Below are 16,363 nucleotides of genomic sequence, written 5' to 3'. Positions count from 1 at the left end.
TAGATCTTTATTATCCGTAATTGAGTATAACTGAAAATGAGCAAAAGAACAAAAGGGAAGGCTTCTTTAATGAATAACTTTATGAGTAATATTAGATTGAAAATAATGGAATTTTATCCTATCCTTGTAGTAGACAGGGGGAGAAATCATATGATTTTCGAAAACTTGATTAGTGCAATTCTACAAGTGATGTTGTTTTCCATTATTCCATTTATTTGGTGGTTTTGCACAGCGAAAAAGAAACAGTCCTTTCTTACGTGGCTAGGATTGCGAAAGCCTATTATTGAGAATAAGAGAAGGTACGCCATGTTCTTTGTCCTATCCATTGTTGTGTTACTAGTGCCTAACTCTGCGCTCGTCTATTTTTATATTGATAGCTCTTTGCTAGCGCCCAATCAATTTGCTGGACTTGGATTTGCAGCGGTCATACCAGCACTTTTATACGCCGTAATTCAAACTGCTCTGTCAGAGGAGCTATTGTTCCGTGGCTTTTTATTAAAAAGGCTAGCTAATTCGTTTGGTTTTCATGCTGGGAATATAGTTCAAAGCATCGTTTTTGGTAGTGTTCATGGGGCTATGCTTTGGTCGGTGCTTCCTGTCCATATTATTCTGCTAGTAGTAGGATGTACAGGACTCGCGGGCTATGTGATGGGGTGGATGAATGAACGGCTAGCTGGAGGCTCCATCGTAGCTAGCTGGACGATTCATGCTATTGGGAATCTATTAGCGGCAGGCTTCTTTATGTTCCTATTTTGACTTATTTGCATTTCTTGGCTGTCACTTGCATAATAGGCAGAGAAGAAAATGTCGTGAAGGGACGTGCAAATATGACAGAGTGGCCGAAGGGTGTTGCAAAACCAGCAATTCGTGCCTTACAAGCAGCAGGCTATACAGAATGGCAGCAGCTAGATAAAGTCGACCTTTCAACGTTAGTTCATTTACATGGGATGGGGCCGAAAGCATTAGCTGCGATTGAGGCGGCACTAAAGGAAAGTAGGGGATCGCGTGAATAAGCTAACGTTATTTTTGTTGGCAATGGTGGTCTATTATGTAGTCGTTGTATTCCTTATTAGCAAGCTGTTTATTATTCCTATCATGAAAGTGATGGCTCTTATCTTTTTTGTGGGGGCTGGCTTTATTTTTTCTCGGAAAATGCGCAAGAAATTACAGTAGGAGGTCTTATGAAAATAGCTAAACTAACATTGTTTTATCTAGTGATTATTGTTTTAGCGATCACTTTGTCATTAGCTGGTGTGCGCTTATCTATCTCACTCGGGCTATTTGCTGTGATTGCAATGGCAATGATTTACCGTCATATACATATTTTATATCGAACAAATAATATGGAGCAGGTGGATAAATGGGTGAAAAATCATAGAAAGGAACCTATCTTTGCTGCGCTCTATGCATCTGCTTATGGGACGAAACAGGAACAGCTTGATGCCATCGATGTCATCATCCATCATTATAAGCAACCAGCTATTAAATATAATTATCTATTTATTAAGGCGATCATGGAGGACAATTTGGGTGCCGCAAAAGTAGCAGCAGCGAAAATAGAGAAGGAGCCTTTAACAAGCTATGCCCAATGCTATATTGCTGCTCTTGAAGGGCGAACAGCCGATATGAGAAGTGATCAATTAACACAGCCTTGGATGCAACCTGCTGTGGAAGCGGTCTATGCCTACACAATAAATGATCGTGCAAAGTTTCGCCAATTGGCCGATGCTAGTATTGATCAGGCCCGTGGCATACAGAAATATGGCTTATTACATAATTTTAAACATATGGAAGAAGAATGGGTGAATGAAGGCATAATCCCAAGGGCTACTTGATGACGGTATCGGGTAGCCTGTTTTTGTGTCAGGAACCACCATGAATAATAAATAATTCGATGAGGTGAAAATGTTTGTCTAAAATGGATCATATGATGCAGATTTTATGGATGTTGAATTCAGGCAGGAAAATAACCGCGAAAGAAATAGCTGAAAAATTAGAGATGAATATCAGATCCGTTTACCGCTATATTAATTCACTTTCTGCCAGTGGTGTGCCGATTATAGCTGAAACAGGTCATCATGGGGGATATACCCTGTTGAATAATTTTATTAAAAGCCCTCTTATTTTTGATGTTGATGAGAAAGCGGCATTACTTCATGCTGCTATCTTTGCAAAAGAAGCTGGCTACTTTTTAGAGGAAGCGTTAAATAGTGCAACAACAAAACTTACGATGCATTCAAATCAAGAGCAGGAAAAAATGATTCAGCAACATTTACAAGGTTTCGAGATAATTGGTCCCGTTGAATCTTCATTGGAGCCGCTATTAAAAAAATTAGAAGACAGTATAGTGAACGAAACATCGATTAAAATGGAATACCATACAAATAATGAAAAACAACCTAAACATAGGATGATTAATCCATATGGTTTGGTTTATTGGAATCAAAACTGGTATGTTGTTGCATTTTGTCATGTAAGAAATGAAATTCGTAATTTTAAAGTTGGCCGAATTACTAGTCTGCATCAAACAGTCATACCCTTTCAACGACCACAATCGTTCTCGGCCAGTGATTTTTTTATGAAAAGTCTTCTTCCACAAGCAGAAGACAAACGGAACCATGTGTCTTTCATCATTTGTGGAAAGACAAGTGCGGTGGATGCTATCTGTCAGCATTGGTTTTTAAGGTATCACCTCGAAGAAAGCGATATTTTTATTAGATGAAGAAGCGTTACATACATATGTACCTAATTTACTATTCCCCTATGGAAAATCGATCCAAGTAATAGAACCGATAAGTCTAAAGCAAAAAATGATTGACGTTCTAAAGGAGCTGATAGATTTTTATGAAAACGAAAACTTTACTGACGGAGAATGTCAGTAAAGTTTTTTTATACTTAGCATAGTTTCATTCAATAGAAGGAGTGTTTAGTATGCAAACAAGAAAAGTATATCTTTATGTTTTTGATACGATGGCAGATTGGGAGATCGGGTATTTGATGGCGGAATTAAATTCAGGTAGGTATTTTAAAAAGGGGTTAGAGCCTTTAGAGGTGATGACGATAGGAATTGATAGAAGTCCTGTTACGACAATGGGAGGCATCACGATACTCCCGACTATTACTATTGCTGAATGTCACTTGAATCGCATGGATCTCTTGATTCTTCCTGGAGGTAATACATGGCTAGAGTCTATTCATGATCCTATGTTGCACATGGTTTCAAAGGCGTTGAATGAGGAAGTTTTTGTAGCTGCAATTTGTGGTGCAACGATTGGTCTCGCAAAGGCTGGTTTGCTTGATACAAGACAACATACGAGTAACGATCTCGAATACTTGAAGATGCTTTGTCCACAATATATCGGGGATGAACATTTTAACCAGGAGCCAGCCGTAACGGAAAGGAACTTAGTAACGGCATCGGGAATTGCTCCGTTGGAATTTGCCTACCATGTTTTGAGGCAACTTGATGTTTTTACAACGGAAACCTTACACGCTTGGTATAAGCTTTATGAAACGCGGGAGAAATCATACTTTTATGAACTAATGACATCCATTGAATAACGACTAGTTGAAGAGGAGCATGTTATTTTTGAAAACATGCTCTCTATTTATCTAGCAAAAAGCCTCGTAAGATCCCTGCAATAAAGATCCCGCTTAATAACAATAAAAATAGATAAGCATGCCACTGCTGTAAAATTCGTTCGTGTCCCAATGCCACCATAAGGTCATTGAAAAGGGAATAGGTAAAATACAATAAAATACTATTTTTTATGAGACAAAAAGTGATGATACCATTCTGCCGTTGTTGATGTGACAGCTGCGCTTTCTTTTTCCGCATAACGGGATAAGCAGCTTTCATTTCTAAATAATGTAAAAGTAAAAACAGCATCAGTGCGATAAAGGGTAAATAAAAAATAGCAATTTTTGGTCCGAACTGGGCTTGCTCACTTGTAAAGCTTTGTAATACAGGGATTGTTGCAGGAAGCTTATGATATTGGATCAATGTAGCCGTAATCCCCGCTATAAAAATAGTAGTCACCATGATTGTCAGCTGGTGACAAAAGCGTGGTGTTGGTGTTTTTTGTTGTGTGTGCATCCGTGCCCCCCCATTTCCAACGTCATTCAAAATAACAATCTGTTATACTGTATCATAGAATGATTGCTTATGGGTTAGAGAAAGAAGGATACTATGGAATACTTGTTGTTTTTACTAATTGGCATCATCGGGAATATCATTGGAACATTAGTTGGTGGCGGCGGTTTAATTACATTACCAACGATGATGCTCATGGGAGTTCCCGTTCATTCAGCAATTGGCGCTAATAAAGTGTCCAATATGGTGAGTGCCTTTTCAAGTTTTTATTCAATTTACAAACGAAAAGAATTGGCTTGGATAGAAATGCGTTCGGTCTTACTTGTATCCCTAGTAGGAGGTACACTTGGCGGACTTTTTGCTTCGTTAATGAGTAGTCAAACTTTAACGCTCATCGCCATTATTTTATTAGGCTTTGCTCTGATTATGTCCTTTATGGGTGGTGCTGATTTTGGTGAAAAAGAGCGCTTTACAATGAATCGAAAAAATGGTCCAATTCTTCTTGGAGTTGGTTTTTATGATGGGATGTTTGGCCCAGGGAGTAGCACATTGGCACTTTATACATATGCACATGAGAAGATTTCCTATATCAAAGCGGTAGGTCTTTCACGGGTGGGCGTTTTTGCCATGTGTTCTGGAGCAGCGATTACGTATATTGCTACAGGAAAAATAGAGTGGCCGTTAACACTTATTTTAATGGTCGGCTCTACAATTGGTGCACAAATTGGGCTTGTCCTTGCAAGAAAAGTTAAAGCCAATCAAGTGAAGCTTTTATTGCGTATCGTTACGATTGTGCTGATCGTCCAGCTTGTCTATGATTTTATCCACCAGCTATAGGAGGCGATAGTCATGTTTGAAATTACACCGTACCCAACCTTTTCATGGTCGTTATCGCGTCATAAAACGCTCACAAGCTGTGCACGCAAGTATGGCTATGAATATTATTTTTCCCATAATGGATGGCTTAGCTATCAAGTTGAGCCCTCTCATCAATATGTTTATCGTTTAAAAAAGCTACAGTCCATGCCTATTTTATTTGGGCAAATTGTCCACCGATTTATTGAGCAGGCCATTAATGATTATCTACAAACAGGCAGAGCTCCCACGGTAGAGGAGCTGATCCAATCCGCACGAGGGCAGCTCAATGCGGCCTTTATTGATTCTACACGCCATCTAGAGTGGTGGCGGCAAAAGCCCAATAAATATTATATGATGCAGGAAATTTACTATCATGGCACACTTCCTCCTGAACTAATACAGGACTATAAAGAACGTTTACAAATTGTCTTTGACCATTTTTTGAGGAGTGAAACATTCCAGCAAATTACGGCACAAAAAGGTTCTCTCCGAATCGGTGAACCAGAGCAATTCCGCTCCATGAAAATCAACGACATCCAAGTATTCGTCGTAATGGACTTTCATTATTATGATGAGTTGAGGGATAAATGGGTTATTGTTGACTGGAAGACGGGTGGGGAATCTGATGATGATCGTCAGCAATTAGCGCTCTATGCCTACTATGTTCAGCAAAAATACCGTGTATCACTTGAACAAATCGAGGTCTATAACGAATATTTATTATCAGGAAAACGAAAGAAATATAGTTTTACAGACATCGATATGGAGAATATTTTGTATACCTTCCAGCGCAGTGTTTTAGAAATGAAAAAGTATCAGGCCGATATTTTCTCCAATGAGCCCGTAGACATCGAGGATTTTGAACAAACACAAGATAAATGGCATTGTCGAGGCTGTAATTTTAGAGAGTTATGTGCGGAGAAATGAAGCAAGTGACTAAAATAGTATTGGAATACTTCAAACTGCAAGAAAACGTGTAGAAGCTCCAAAATGAAAGGAAACGCTCAGATAAAGTGTGAAACCCGCTCCTAATAGGGGGCGAGGTGATCCAAACAGCAGGTGTGGCGCTCCAAAAAGGGTGGAAAGCGCTCCATGAAGTGTGAAACCCGCTCCAACTAGAGCTTGAAGTGATCCAAACAGCAGTTGACCTGCTCCAATTAGGGTGCAAAGTGATCCAAACAGCAGTTGACCCGCTCCAATTAGGGTGCAAGGTGATCCAAACAGCAGGTGTGGCGCTCCAAAATGAATGAAAAGCGCTCCATGAAGTGTGAAACCCGCTCCAAATAGAGCGCGAGATGATCCAAACAGCAGGAGACCCGCTCCAAAAAGGGTGGAAAGCGCTCCATCAAGAGTGGAACCCGCTCAACTAGGGCTTGAAATGATCCAAAAAGCAGTTGACCCGCTCCAATTAGGGTGCAAGGTGATCCAAAAAGCAGGTGTGGCGCTCCAAAAAGGGTGGAAAGCGCTCCATCAAGTGTGAAACCCGCTCCAACTAGAGCGCGAGGTGATCCAAAAAGCAGCTGACCCGCTCCAAAAAGGCAGAAAGGCGCTCCAAAAAGTGAGGAACCCGCTCCACTAGGGCTTGAAATGATCCAAACAGCAGTTGACCCGCTCCAACTAGAGCAAGGTGATCCAAACAGCAGCTGACCCGCTCCAAATTCGATAGAAGGCGCTCCAAAAAGTGAGGAACCCGCTCCAAATAAAAATATAGATATCATTTCGAGATTTTCATTTCCGTACAATAATCTTTTAGTTATCAAAAAAGTTGATGCAAGGTCTTAATAAGCATAAGCAATAGTCAGATAAAAAGAAAAAGACCACTCATGATGGGTGGTCAAAATAGATAAAACGCGAATTAATCTTAGATTATAATGAAGTTGATTTGCCCTTTTTCTCGTTAATAATAAGGTCTTCATGTGGGTGAGCAGTGTCAGATTGTCCTTCACGCTCATTACGTTTTTTACTAGTACCTGGGTCTGCATCTCTTGAAAATGTTTGTTTTGTTGGCTCGTCTGTTGCAAATTCTGTATTTTTTTTATCTCTTTTCATTTCGACACCTCCTACAGATAGTATTTAACTTATCCAATAAAATATCCCTGTTAATTTCAACTAAACACGTTAATTTCATTTTCGACCACTCGATGATCGATGGTTTTTTTACATAAAGTATGGACCGCCAATAGCTTACTAAAGCCAGTATGATAAAAAATACTAGTAAAGCAAGGTCTTAAAAATGGTGAAAGTCAGATTAATACTACAATAAAAAGTAATCTTGGATGTGTATTGAATAAAAGAAAAAACCAGAATGGAAAATTCCATTCTGGTTAAAGTCTCACTTTTTAGGTTCACTACATATTATAAGGTTTGTATTTATTATAAATTATCTATTGCATACTGCGCTTCTTCAGGAGTGAATTTTTCTCCATATTCAGAAATCAACTGCTCGTAAATTGCCGAATTTGACATACTCATCATTTTTGCGTATGTTTGGGCTTTTTTCAATGCGTTTTCTTTCCAATCAAAAACAATGTTATCAATAGCATATTGAGCGGCTTCTGCTGGGAATTTCTCCCCGTATTCCGATGTTAATTGGTCATAAATACCTGCCTTTGACATTTGCATATTTTTCGCATATTGTTCTGCTTTCTTTAAGGCAGATTTATATTCTCGTGGGACACTTTCCTCTTTAGCCTTAGCTTCTGCTTTAGCTTTGGCTTCTGCATCTGCTTTAGCCTTTGCCTCCGCATTCTCTTTAGCTTTCTGTTCAGCTACTACTTTTTCTTCAGCTTCTTTGGCTTCTCGTGTAGCTTTTTCTTCAGGTGTTTCTTCCTTAGGTTTTGCTGTAGTTTCAATTGTTTCATTACCCTTATCTTTGGAAGTTTCAGTTGAATCAGTTGTTGAGACAAACCCAATAAATGAAGCAATCATGACGGCTACTGAAATACCAGCAAATTTGATTTGTTTTTTACCTTTTATACTATCTTTTTTGGCAAATTTAACAATTGATAAAATCACGAAAATAAAAATTGCCACAAAACTCATTATCGAGATTATCAAAAATAAATCATCCATCTTTATCATCCTCCCCCTATTTTACATTTTATGTAATTTGATGGTAAAAGTACATACAAATTTAGTAAAAATTCCACTTATCGAAAAAAATTTCTGGACAGTGTTATCTTTCAACCTTATTACTATAAAGCTACGCTCAACATATTAGGCATGATTTATTATTAAGGATATATATGGTAAAATAGGTATGTATGTGTATAAAAGGGAGCGAGAAAATGGTCTATATGAAATCACCTAGCCATCTGGTCATAGGTGGAAATTGTGCAGAATCAACAAACAAATTCTCTGTCTTCTTGGTCGAGGAGATAGAGAATGATTAAAAATAAAATAGCGTTCATTAGCGGGATTGTTATATTAGGTATATGTATGTGTCTGTTTTTCCCATATCCTAACAGCGAAATGATCTATGCTCAATCTTCATTTATGTCATTTCCAATCCAAACGAAAGATGGATTTAGGATGCTTGGTATCATCGGTTCGGTTTTGTTTATAGTTGCTATCATTTTAATTGGTAGGAGCATAACCAAATATTTTTTTCGAACAATTGGTTTGGTCGTGATCCTCTATGCATGTTTACCTTATTTACTCATTACGGCCTATCAAGAAACCTTTGCTAGTGGCATAATGGCCATATCCTACAATGGAGATGGTACCTGTGATTTTGAAATGTTGGGTAAAGACTTAATGATGGGTGAATGTGAGCTTGCATTACATAATCGAAGCAATGAAGCTGTATCATTTGATTTAGAGTTTTTAGAATCTAGTTACTTGGAAGATGACATGCGTATGACGACACTTATGAATATAGCGGGTCCCTATCATCTAACAATCGAGGCAAATAGGATAAAGTCAATTCACCTGAAAGAAATACTTGATGTAACAGATGTTTCAAACCATATGGAGGGTGGAGCTTCGTATGAAGTTCACTTTAAATTATGGAACGGGGAAACTGAACGAAATTTATAGATGATCGTAAATAATGTACTAATAAGTAAGTAACCAAAAGCGGGTGATGAACAATGTCACTCGCTTTATGTTTGACTAAACTTATACAACAACAAATTTCATAGTATAAATTCAGCTTGTTCCACATATATATGATAAGCAGCAAATTGCGAACGTTCAGTACCTTTTAAGTTCATAGAGGGGGGATGTCTATGAGTAAACAAATGTCGATGTTTGAGCTTTTGGAAACACCCGTGAAAAAGTCTGTAGAGGGTGAAATAAAAAATGTTGAAAAGAAAAATGTAGTAGCACCTCGTAAGGTGGGATATATTGTACCGCAATCATATGCAACCGTTGTGCATTAAAGTTAAATTTGCTTTTATGCTAAACTTGTATTAAATTATAAGGAATGTGAATTTTAAGAGAGTAGGCAAAAAGTGATGGAAATGGTGTACAGAACAATGGCAATTGAAGTAAAGACATTTTTACAATTAGATGATTTTTTGTCAAAGGGACCAGTCTGTGGTTTTTTAAGTAAATGCCATATTAAACATAGTAACCGGAAGCTTTTTGCCTGTCTATTATCATAGATGAAAAAAGTAAAAAAATGGATGATCGATAGAAATTCCTAGACGCCGGTTTTTATGGCGTCTTTTTTTGTTGGGATTAACGTTTAGAAAGGGTGAGTTGATTGCTGAAAAAACTAAGGCAATTTAGGAATGTTTCAGTGTTCCAAACGCTTCTAATTTAGCAAAATAATTAGAAGCGAGGAATTTAAAAATGAATAAACAACAAATTTTTACACTGTCATTTCTTTTTCTATTTATAAGTAATTTTTTGATTTTTATAGGATTTGAAATGTTACTGCCAATTTTACCGGCCTATTTAGTAAGTTTAAACGCCAACCCGATGCAAGTAGGGTTGGTAACGACTGTGTTTACAATAGGCGCAATTATTATCAGACCTTTTATCGGTTACTATTTAATCGATCATCAGCGAAAAAATCTAGCGATAGGTGCATGTATATCGTTATTAATCATTACGATGTTGTATCCTTTTCTTAATAATATTTGGCTTTTCCTTCTGTTACGGCTAGTCCATGGAACGGCTTGGGGGGTTTCCACTACAACTAATAGTACAATGGCTGTCGATAGTATTCCTAAAGCTAAATTAGGAGAAGGTATGGGGTATTTCTCCATTTCAACAACAGTCGGAGCAATTGTTGCACCGAGTCTTGGGATTCTTATCTACCATTCTTTTTCCTTCCATACACTCATTTGGTCTTCTGCCTTACTTTGTGTATTAGCTGTCATCGTACTTCCATTTGTTCAATCAGCGACACCTATTCAACATGAAAAGCAGCCATTTCGTTTTATGGAAGCGATTTTTGAAAAAGATGTATGGTTTCAAGCATTACTAACTATAGTGACGACACTTGGATTTGGCGCGATCATTACCTTTTTAGTGCTGTACGGAGAACAAAAAGGATTAAATCATATCTTTTTATTCTTTCTCATCAATGCAATTGTTTCCACTTTACTACGCCCATTTACAGGAAAATGGTTTGATCGGAACGGACCATGGTCGATCATCATTGTGTCAGCAACGCTAGGATTTTTATCATTGATTGTGCTGTCTTATACAACAAATAATGGAAGTCTTATGATCGCGGCAATTTTATTTGGTGCAGGTTATGGAACCGTTATGCCGTGTTTACAAACATGGACTGTTCAAAAAGTAAGTGAAGCAAAAAGCGGAGCAGCCAATGCTACTTTTCTTTCAAGCTTCGATGTTGGAGTTGGCATGAGTGCCTTTGTACTAGGGATTCTAGCAGAATGGATGAGTTTAGAAACGATTTTCCGTCTTGTTAGCTTAAGCTTCCTTTTAGTCGTCTTATTAGTATATAGAGATTATAAAAGAAACAAGAACATGTAATCATAAGGACCAGCCACATCGAAAAGAGTGTCTGGTCCTTTTATTACATAAACGACATATGAGGCAGGAAATTGAGTGTAGAACACAGAACACTAGCTATGTAACATTTTTAATTAAATGACAAGGCGAGGTAGGTGGTAGCTATGCTAATTGCAAAGGGTGTCAAAATGCTAGAGCTGAACTATCAAGGGTTCATCATTCATCCGATGTTGGTGTGGGATCAGAATATGGCTGTATTATTGGATGCAGGCTTTCCAGGGCAAATGGATGCGTTACGTGAGGCAATGGCACAGGTGGGCGTGTCTTTGGATCAACTGAAAGCGGTTATTTTAACACATCAGGATGTGGATCATATCGGTTGTCTTCCTGATATTTTGCAGGAGTGTGGACAGCATATACATGTTTATGCTCATGCCCTTGATAAGCCTTATATTCAAGGGGAGTTGCCACTATTGAAAGATGGTCAACTAGTGAATCCCCCAAAAGGTAGGGTCGATGTAGAGTTGAGTGATGGGGAAGAATTACCGTTTTGCGGTGGAATTCGCGTTATTCATACACCAGGACATACGCCTGGTCATATTAGCCTCTATTTAACACAAAGTAAAACATTAGTTGCAGGGGATTCAATGTATAGTGTAGATGGCCACCTTGAGGGTATACACGAGCCAACTGTGTTACATTTAGAGGAAGCGCGTCTTTCTTTACAGAAATATGTAGATCTAGATATTGAAACGGTTGTTTGCTATCACGGTGGAGCTAGTAGGGGAGATATTGACCATCAGCTGAAAAAGATCCTGATATAGTATAAAGACCAGCCTTAAATTTTCAAAAGGCTGGTCATTTTTGATTATTCTGTAATGGTCTCTTGGAATGTTTTACGGCCTGGGCTAACTTTATTGATATGAATATCGATTTTACTAATGGAATCTTTGTTTAATGGAATTTTGCCATTCTTCTCTAGTTTTTTCCATGCTTTCACGTTATCACGGTATAAATATTCCGATAAACGAAAGACATCTGCATCCATTTTTAGGCCTTCCTCAAAGGTACCCATAATTTCTTTTTTGACTTCCTCTGAAACCTTTTTTCTTACCTGATCTGGATCTAGCTTGCCTTTAAAGCCATTTAAGACTGTATCAAATTTTAAAACGACTTCAAACCGTACTTGGCTATTAGTGACGATTGGTTTAACTTTGACATCTAATTTTTTTATATCGACAGTTAGGTAATCATCTTTTTCGTTATTTGCTAATTCAAAGGTAATTTCGCCTTGTTTTGTTGCATCATTCATCCATTCGATCCCTCGAGCAGATGTCCCTTTTAAATAGCCTTTGAAGCTGTCCTTTGAGAGAATACCCACACCTGCAAAATAGGTTTCTTTTTCTTGCCCATCTATTGTTTCCCAGCTTTCATTAATGGTAATGTAAGGAACCTTCATTTCATGGTTTGGCTCATTTAAACCGATGACTAGCTGCCTTAAATTGACAGGCTCTACAAATGACTCTTGCTTCGCTGTATTTTTAGGGTTACTTAGTTTAGCAGAGGTTGGTGATTTCTCTAATAATGGAGAAACTAATAACACATCCTCAATCGAGTCATCTGTACAGTAGACCCAAATATGATATCGGGTTTCTCGAAAACGCAAAAATGTGTCGATAACAGAAATGGCATGCTCATCACGCATAGCATTATCTGAGAAAAGAAGAAAGGTCATATGCCCCCAAAACACTTCTTGGTCCATCGAACGATATAATTTATAAATAGCCTCTTCAATAGTTTTGCCCGTAGCTTTCCCTATCTCGGTAGGCGCTGCTTGAGGATTTGCTGTTTCTGTTTTAGCTACAGTGGCAAAGTTAATAATTTGTAAGTATACAGTATATTCATTGTCCTTATAATCTACTCCAACACCTTGCACATAGTACATTCGTTGTGGCTCTGTGACATCCCAACAGCCTGATAACAGGAGTGTAATAGTAAACATAAACATAGCCACTACTATATTTTTTTGACTCATATGTCTCCCTACTTTTTAAAGGTCGTGTACATTAGTTTGGACAAAAAATGAGTATATTATAAGTAAGATAGTATGTAGGAGAATGGAATAGAAAAGTGCTGCCTACAGTCAAAAAGAAGCTGTGGCAGCACTTACTCAGTTAATGAAAGTATTTCTCAACGCGTTGAACAACTTCGTTTGCTGAAAGCCCATCCGCGTCGATGACTGGACCAGCCATGACTGGATCACTAATTCCCATCACGTCCCGATCCTGACCTGTAATGATACAGGCATCACATTTTTTGGCATCCTCTTCATTGCGAAGCTGGATCACTTCATAGCCTTTTGCTTTTAAAGCATCCTCGATATTAGATAATGATTGTTCCACACCAATAATTCTAGACATTTTTCGTCCACCTCCTATAAATAATGTGCCATTTCAGGTTGCTCATTATTCATATTATTTTTTAAAGGAAGATGGATAATTTCCTGCTTTCTTCACAACATGAGTTTAGCGCTCTGTTCTTAATAGTGGCTGTGTACTACATCTAAAAGAACCTCCGAAGCTTCGTGAAATTTTAAAATCAACATATTCGACTGTGATCCCTTTTTGTTCTAATTGTTCACCAATCCATGTAAATTCTTTATCTGTAATATAAACCTGTTCATTAACAGGTAAACCATTGGTAGCAAGTCGTGCCGCATCTTCTAAGGAAACGTGAATTTTATCCCAATCCTTTAGCTGTTCAGGAATACCATCTAAAAAGGCTTCCTCACAAACAATTATAAGTCCGTTTCTTACCAAGCTAAGAGCACAGTCTAAATGAAGAATAGTTGGATGAAGCGGAACTTCAACTACCGTATAATCGAAGTTACTCGCTAAATTACGTAGCCATTGAACGCCATTTTGATTGGAAGCTAGTCCTGAATTTCCAACGAAAATTATTTTATCTAAAACTAAGACATCGCCTCCCTCTAAAAAGGGACCCGCTTCTGACGCTTGTCCTTCTGCCATATCTGGCTTTGGAATAGAGACATAGTAACATTGATTTTCATTTGCCTCCTGTGCTAAAAGATGACGCACAGGCAAAATTTCATTGCGTCTATGGGGAAATCGAAGTGAGCCTTCAATTAACAATGGACCAATGGTGAAAAACGGATCTCGGACAAAGAAATTGCTATAGCCATCCTCTTTTCCTAATTCCTTCTCATAGTCTGTTAAAAGTCTTGGAGAATGGACTTCAACCCCATACTTTTCTAAAACTTTCTTTAAATTAAGACGTTCCAATTCCCATTGCTGCTGTCTTTCTGGAAAAACATCTTTATAATTTTTACCCTTCGTATCGACACCAGCATAGAGTGCTAACGTTTCTTCAGTTAAAAATTCATCATCTGTTAACTCGTCTTTTGAGGGAAAAGCAAATTCTGATTGAGCCATTACCACTCTCTTTAAAGGAGCAAACTCACTTTTTACAAAAATATTCGTCATCGTACTTCCTCCTGTTGTATGATGGAGAAAAAGAGTGAACTATATTCTCCGTTGTGTCCTTATCCTAAGCTATATAGTAACTACATAGTCAAGAATGGTAGTAAGGTGGTGAAAAGATGGGCATTGCAGAAGTGTTGACCATCGTTTTGGTTGTATTAAAATGGACAGATGTCATAGCATGGTCATGGTGGCTAGTCTTATTACCTGCCATTATCTCAATTAGTTTGTATGTACTATTATTGGTGGTGAAGCTCGTCGCTGTGTTGATTGGTGTAGTAGCAGTGAAAAAACGACAAAAGAGGGCAGGTCTTTAACCTATTGGGATGCTTAATCGGGAACTAAAAAGTGGTAAGCTCCGTCCAATTGGAACGAATCTTACCACTTCGTAATTATTTGCTAAGTTCATAGGTTTTTATAGCGGTTGGAACAAAGCTTTCACATTTATCTAATAGTGCTGCCGCGTCCTCGTCAACAATAAGTGCCTCTCGATATTGCGCTTTTAAAAATTGTTCCTGTTGCATATGGTCAAAAAATGAAATTAATAAATCGAAATAGCCCTCGATATTGAAAATAGCACAAGGCTTTTGATGCAAGCCGATTTGATTCCAAGTAAACACTTCAAAAAATTCCTCTAATGTTCCAGGGCCTCCAGGTAGGGCGATAAAACCATCCGCTAGTTCCATCATTTTACTCTTTCGTTCATGCATCGTATTGACAACGATTAACTCGGATAGCTGCTGATGAGCAATCTCACGTTCCTCTAATAATGTCGGAATCACCCCAATGACCTTTCCACCTTCTTGTAGAACCGTATTTGCTACTGTAGCCATAATTCCGACACTAGCACCTCCATATACGAGAGTAATGTGGCGCTTTGCTAATTCTTTACCTAGGCGGATAGCCCCTTCACGATAGGCATCAGAAGCGCCGATACTGGACCCACAAAATACTGCGATACTTTTCATAGTTGATTCCTCCATATCTAATCATTCGATTATCTTGGTTCAGCACGGTTTTTCGAGCGAAAGCGAAGCATCCTTGATCTGCTCAATGAAAAAACTACTGAAATAAGATAGGTCTCAGGCGGATGTCACAGATTTAGTAGAGGAGCTTTGAGCAAGCTTGAAAAATCTGGACAATCATTACGCCGAGCCGCAATTAATAGTATAATTTATTTTGAAGTGGAAAGGAATGGAGGAAAAGAACATGCAATTAAATGAGTTTCAACGTTGGGTGAAGGATTATTATGAAGAACGGGGTTGGTCAGAGCTCAATATTTTTACACGTATTGGGTTTTTGGCAGAAGAAACAGGCGAAGTTGCAAGAGCTATTCGAGCATTAGAAATTGGTAGAGACCGACCAGATGAAAAAATAGCATCCTATGAGGAAAATAAACAAGAGCTAAAGGAAGAGCTTGGCGATGTGATAGGGAATATTATTGTCATTGCAAATCAATATGATATTCCCCTAGAGGACATATTTGCTGCTCATCAAGACAAGCTGTTAAAACGCTATCAGGATTAGGAGGAGAGCAATGGAGTATCAAGTGGAAATTCTACGTGAAGAGCATGATGAATTTACAAAATTTTTAGCAGAAAAGATTCGAACATTTAACAATGAGCATTCCTCTTATCACCGAGAAAGTAGGCAGAAGGGTGCAGTTCAGCCTTTACACCTGATTGTCACTGATGACCAGCAACAATGGATTGGTGGGATAACAGCTGAGGTCTACTGGGGTTGGCTGGAAATACATAAATTTTGGTTTTGTGAAGAATATCGAGGGAAAGGTTTGGGCAAAAAGCTACTGGCACAGGCTGAGGGAATTGCTAAGGATATGGGAGCAACGAAAGCACTGTTGACAACCTTTGAATTCCAAGCGCGAACATTTTATGAGACACAAGGCTATCGTGTTGTAGGAGAAATTAAAGATTATCCGCCAGGTAGCAGCTATTATACGATGGTAAAGCTACTGACATAA

General features: G+C 38.3%; 22 protein-coding genes and 1 pseudogene. 16 read left to right on the top strand and 7 right to left on the bottom strand.

From position 1 onward, the window contains the following. The first annotated feature begins 150 nt into the window (after nt 1–150). From ABC382_RS05945 to ABC382_RS05920, 6 genes and pseudogenes are all read left to right on the top strand, one after another. Nucleotides 151–756 (top strand): CPBP family intramembrane glutamic endopeptidase, encoded by a 606-nt coding sequence (locus ABC382_RS05945; protein ID WP_313470575.1) that lies wholly within the window; start codon nt 151–153, stop codon nt 754–756. 71 nt (nt 757–827) lie between these two features. Then, on the top strand, nt 828–1,013 hold the full coding sequence (locus ABC382_RS05940; protein ID WP_322611721.1) for a helix-hairpin-helix domain-containing protein: 186 nt from the start codon (nt 828–830) through the stop codon (nt 1,011–1,013). Continuing rightward, the gene (locus ABC382_RS05935; RefSeq protein WP_274796777.1) at nt 1,006–1,173 is read left to right on the top strand and encodes a hypothetical protein; all 168 of its coding nucleotides are present in this window, start codon (nt 1,006–1,008) and stop codon (nt 1,171–1,173) included. Before ABC382_RS05940 ends, ABC382_RS05935 begins: the two co-directional genes overlap by 8 nt. An 8-nt stretch (nt 1,174–1,181) precedes the next feature. Next, nucleotides 1,182–1,835: a hypothetical protein gene (locus tag ABC382_RS05930; RefSeq protein WP_322611720.1), complete on the top strand. Its 654-nt coding sequence runs from the start codon at nt 1,182–1,184 to the stop codon at nt 1,833–1,835. A gap of 74 nt (nt 1,836–1,909) precedes the next feature. Then, nucleotides 1,910–2,882 (top strand): annotated as a pseudogene (locus ABC382_RS05925) (helix-turn-helix transcriptional regulator). Nucleotides 2,883–2,931: 49 nt separating this feature from the next. Beyond that, nucleotides 2,932–3,561 carry a type 1 glutamine amidotransferase family protein gene (locus tag ABC382_RS05920; RefSeq protein ID WP_322611719.1) on the top strand — a complete coding sequence of 210 codons (630 nt, stop codon included), beginning with the start codon at nt 2,932–2,934 and terminating at the stop codon, nt 3,559–3,561. A 43-nt stretch (nt 3,562–3,604) separates the two neighbouring features. Here the strand turns inward: ABC382_RS05920 and ABC382_RS05915 are convergent, their stop codons facing one another. Beyond that, nucleotides 3,605–4,096, bottom strand: a complete 492-nt coding sequence (locus ABC382_RS05915) for a DUF1648 domain-containing protein (RefSeq protein WP_322611718.1) — start codon at nt 4,094–4,096, stop codon at nt 3,605–3,607. A gap of 93 nt (nt 4,097–4,189) precedes the next feature. Here ABC382_RS05915 and ABC382_RS05910 point away from each other — a divergent pair, with 93 nt between their 5' ends. The 3 genes from ABC382_RS05910 to ABC382_RS05900 all read left to right on the top strand — a co-directional run bounded on the left by ABC382_RS05910 (nt 4,190) and on the right by ABC382_RS05900 (nt 6,201). Beyond that, a complete protein-coding gene (locus ABC382_RS05910) occupies nt 4,190–4,930 on the top strand; it encodes a sulfite exporter TauE/SafE family protein (RefSeq protein WP_312506293.1) in 741 nt (246 codons plus the stop codon). Nucleotides 4,931–4,942: 12 nt separating this feature from the next. Next, complete coding sequence (locus tag ABC382_RS05905; protein ID WP_313470580.1) at nt 4,943–5,878, top strand: PD-(D/E)XK nuclease family protein; 936 nt, start codon at nt 4,943–4,945, stop codon at nt 5,876–5,878. A gap of 200 nt (nt 5,879–6,078) precedes the next feature. Then, nucleotides 6,079–6,201: a hypothetical protein gene (locus tag ABC382_RS05900; protein WP_322611717.1), complete on the top strand. Its 123-nt coding sequence runs from the start codon at nt 6,079–6,081 to the stop codon at nt 6,199–6,201. 616 nt (nt 6,202–6,817) lie between these two features. Here ABC382_RS05900 and ABC382_RS05895 read toward each other — a convergent pair. Together ABC382_RS05895 and ABC382_RS05890 are read right to left on the bottom strand one after the other, a co-directional pair. Further along, the gene (locus ABC382_RS05895; protein ID WP_274796786.1) at nt 6,818–7,000 is read right to left on the bottom strand and encodes a hypothetical protein; all 183 of its coding nucleotides are present in this window, start codon (nt 6,998–7,000) and stop codon (nt 6,818–6,820) included. Between the two features lie 324 nt (nt 7,001–7,324). Then, complete coding sequence (locus ABC382_RS05890; RefSeq protein ID WP_409264032.1) at nt 7,325–7,804, bottom strand: Ltp family lipoprotein; 480 nt, start codon at nt 7,802–7,804, stop codon at nt 7,325–7,327. Between the two features lie 531 nt (nt 7,805–8,335). Here ABC382_RS05890 and ABC382_RS05885 point away from each other — a divergent pair. The 4 genes from ABC382_RS05885 (at nt 8,336) to ABC382_RS05870 (ending at nt 11,706) form a co-directional block, all read left to right on the top strand. After that, nucleotides 8,336–8,989 carry a hypothetical protein gene (locus tag ABC382_RS05885; RefSeq protein WP_322611715.1) on the top strand — a complete coding sequence of 218 codons (654 nt, stop codon included), beginning with the start codon at nt 8,336–8,338 and terminating at the stop codon, nt 8,987–8,989. 191 nt (nt 8,990–9,180) lie between these two features. Continuing rightward, on the top strand, nt 9,181–9,333 hold the full coding sequence (locus ABC382_RS05880) for a hypothetical protein (RefSeq protein ID WP_274796788.1): 153 nt from the start codon (nt 9,181–9,183) through the stop codon (nt 9,331–9,333). 415 nt (nt 9,334–9,748) lie between these two features. Beyond that, nucleotides 9,749–10,903, top strand: a complete 1,155-nt coding sequence (locus tag ABC382_RS05875) for an MFS transporter (protein ID WP_322604882.1) — start codon at nt 9,749–9,751, stop codon at nt 10,901–10,903. A gap of 143 nt (nt 10,904–11,046) precedes the next feature. Further along, nucleotides 11,047–11,706 (top strand): MBL fold metallo-hydrolase, encoded by a 660-nt coding sequence (locus ABC382_RS05870; RefSeq protein WP_322611714.1) that lies wholly within the window; start codon nt 11,047–11,049, stop codon nt 11,704–11,706. Nucleotides 11,707–11,750: 44 nt separating this feature from the next. Here ABC382_RS05870 and ABC382_RS05865 read toward each other — a convergent pair whose 3' ends face one another. The 3 genes from ABC382_RS05865 to ABC382_RS05855 all read right to left on the bottom strand — a co-directional run bounded on the left by ABC382_RS05865 (nt 11,751) and on the right by ABC382_RS05855 (nt 14,385). Next, nucleotides 11,751–12,917 (bottom strand): Ger(x)C family spore germination protein, encoded by a 1,167-nt coding sequence (locus tag ABC382_RS05865; RefSeq protein WP_322611713.1) that lies wholly within the window; start codon nt 12,915–12,917, stop codon nt 11,751–11,753. A gap of 139 nt (nt 12,918–13,056) precedes the next feature. Then, a complete protein-coding gene (locus ABC382_RS05860) occupies nt 13,057–13,302 on the bottom strand; it encodes a YkuS family protein (RefSeq protein ID WP_274796792.1) in 246 nt (81 codons plus the stop codon). 105 nt (nt 13,303–13,407) lie between these two features. Continuing rightward, nucleotides 13,408–14,385, bottom strand: coding sequence for a dimethylarginine dimethylaminohydrolase family protein (locus ABC382_RS05855; RefSeq protein WP_322611712.1), 978 nt, complete (start codon nt 14,383–14,385; stop codon nt 13,408–13,410). A gap of 116 nt (nt 14,386–14,501) precedes the next feature. Between ABC382_RS05855 and ABC382_RS05850 the strand changes: the two genes are divergently transcribed. Then, nucleotides 14,502–14,699, top strand: coding sequence for a transmembrane Fragile-X-F protein (locus ABC382_RS05850; RefSeq protein ID WP_274796795.1), 198 nt, complete (start codon nt 14,502–14,504; stop codon nt 14,697–14,699). Nucleotides 14,700–14,774: 75 nt separating this feature from the next. On the opposite strand, the gene ABC382_RS05845 is transcribed toward ABC382_RS05850, so the two are convergent. Further along, nucleotides 14,775–15,350, bottom strand: a complete 576-nt coding sequence (locus ABC382_RS05845) for an LOG family protein (RefSeq protein WP_322611711.1) — start codon at nt 15,348–15,350, stop codon at nt 14,775–14,777. A 241-nt stretch (nt 15,351–15,591) separates the two neighbouring features. Here ABC382_RS05845 and ABC382_RS05840 point away from each other — a divergent pair, with 241 nt between their 5' ends. Both ABC382_RS05840 and ABC382_RS05835 read left to right on the top strand, forming a co-directional pair. Beyond that, entirely contained in the window at nt 15,592–15,909 is a 318-nt protein-coding gene (locus ABC382_RS05840) for a MazG-like family protein (protein ID WP_274796797.1), read from the top strand. A gap of 10 nt (nt 15,910–15,919) precedes the next feature. Continuing rightward, a complete protein-coding gene (locus ABC382_RS05835) occupies nt 15,920–16,363 on the top strand; it encodes a GNAT family N-acetyltransferase (protein ID WP_322611710.1) in 444 nt (147 codons plus the stop codon).

The organism is Lysinibacillus phoenicis, from assembly GCF_047238325.1.
GTDB lineage: Bacteria > Bacillota > Bacilli > Bacillales_A > Planococcaceae > Lysinibacillus > Lysinibacillus irui.
The sequence above is the reverse complement of the archived record's forward strand: the minus strand, read 5'-3'. Positions and strand labels throughout refer to the sequence as shown.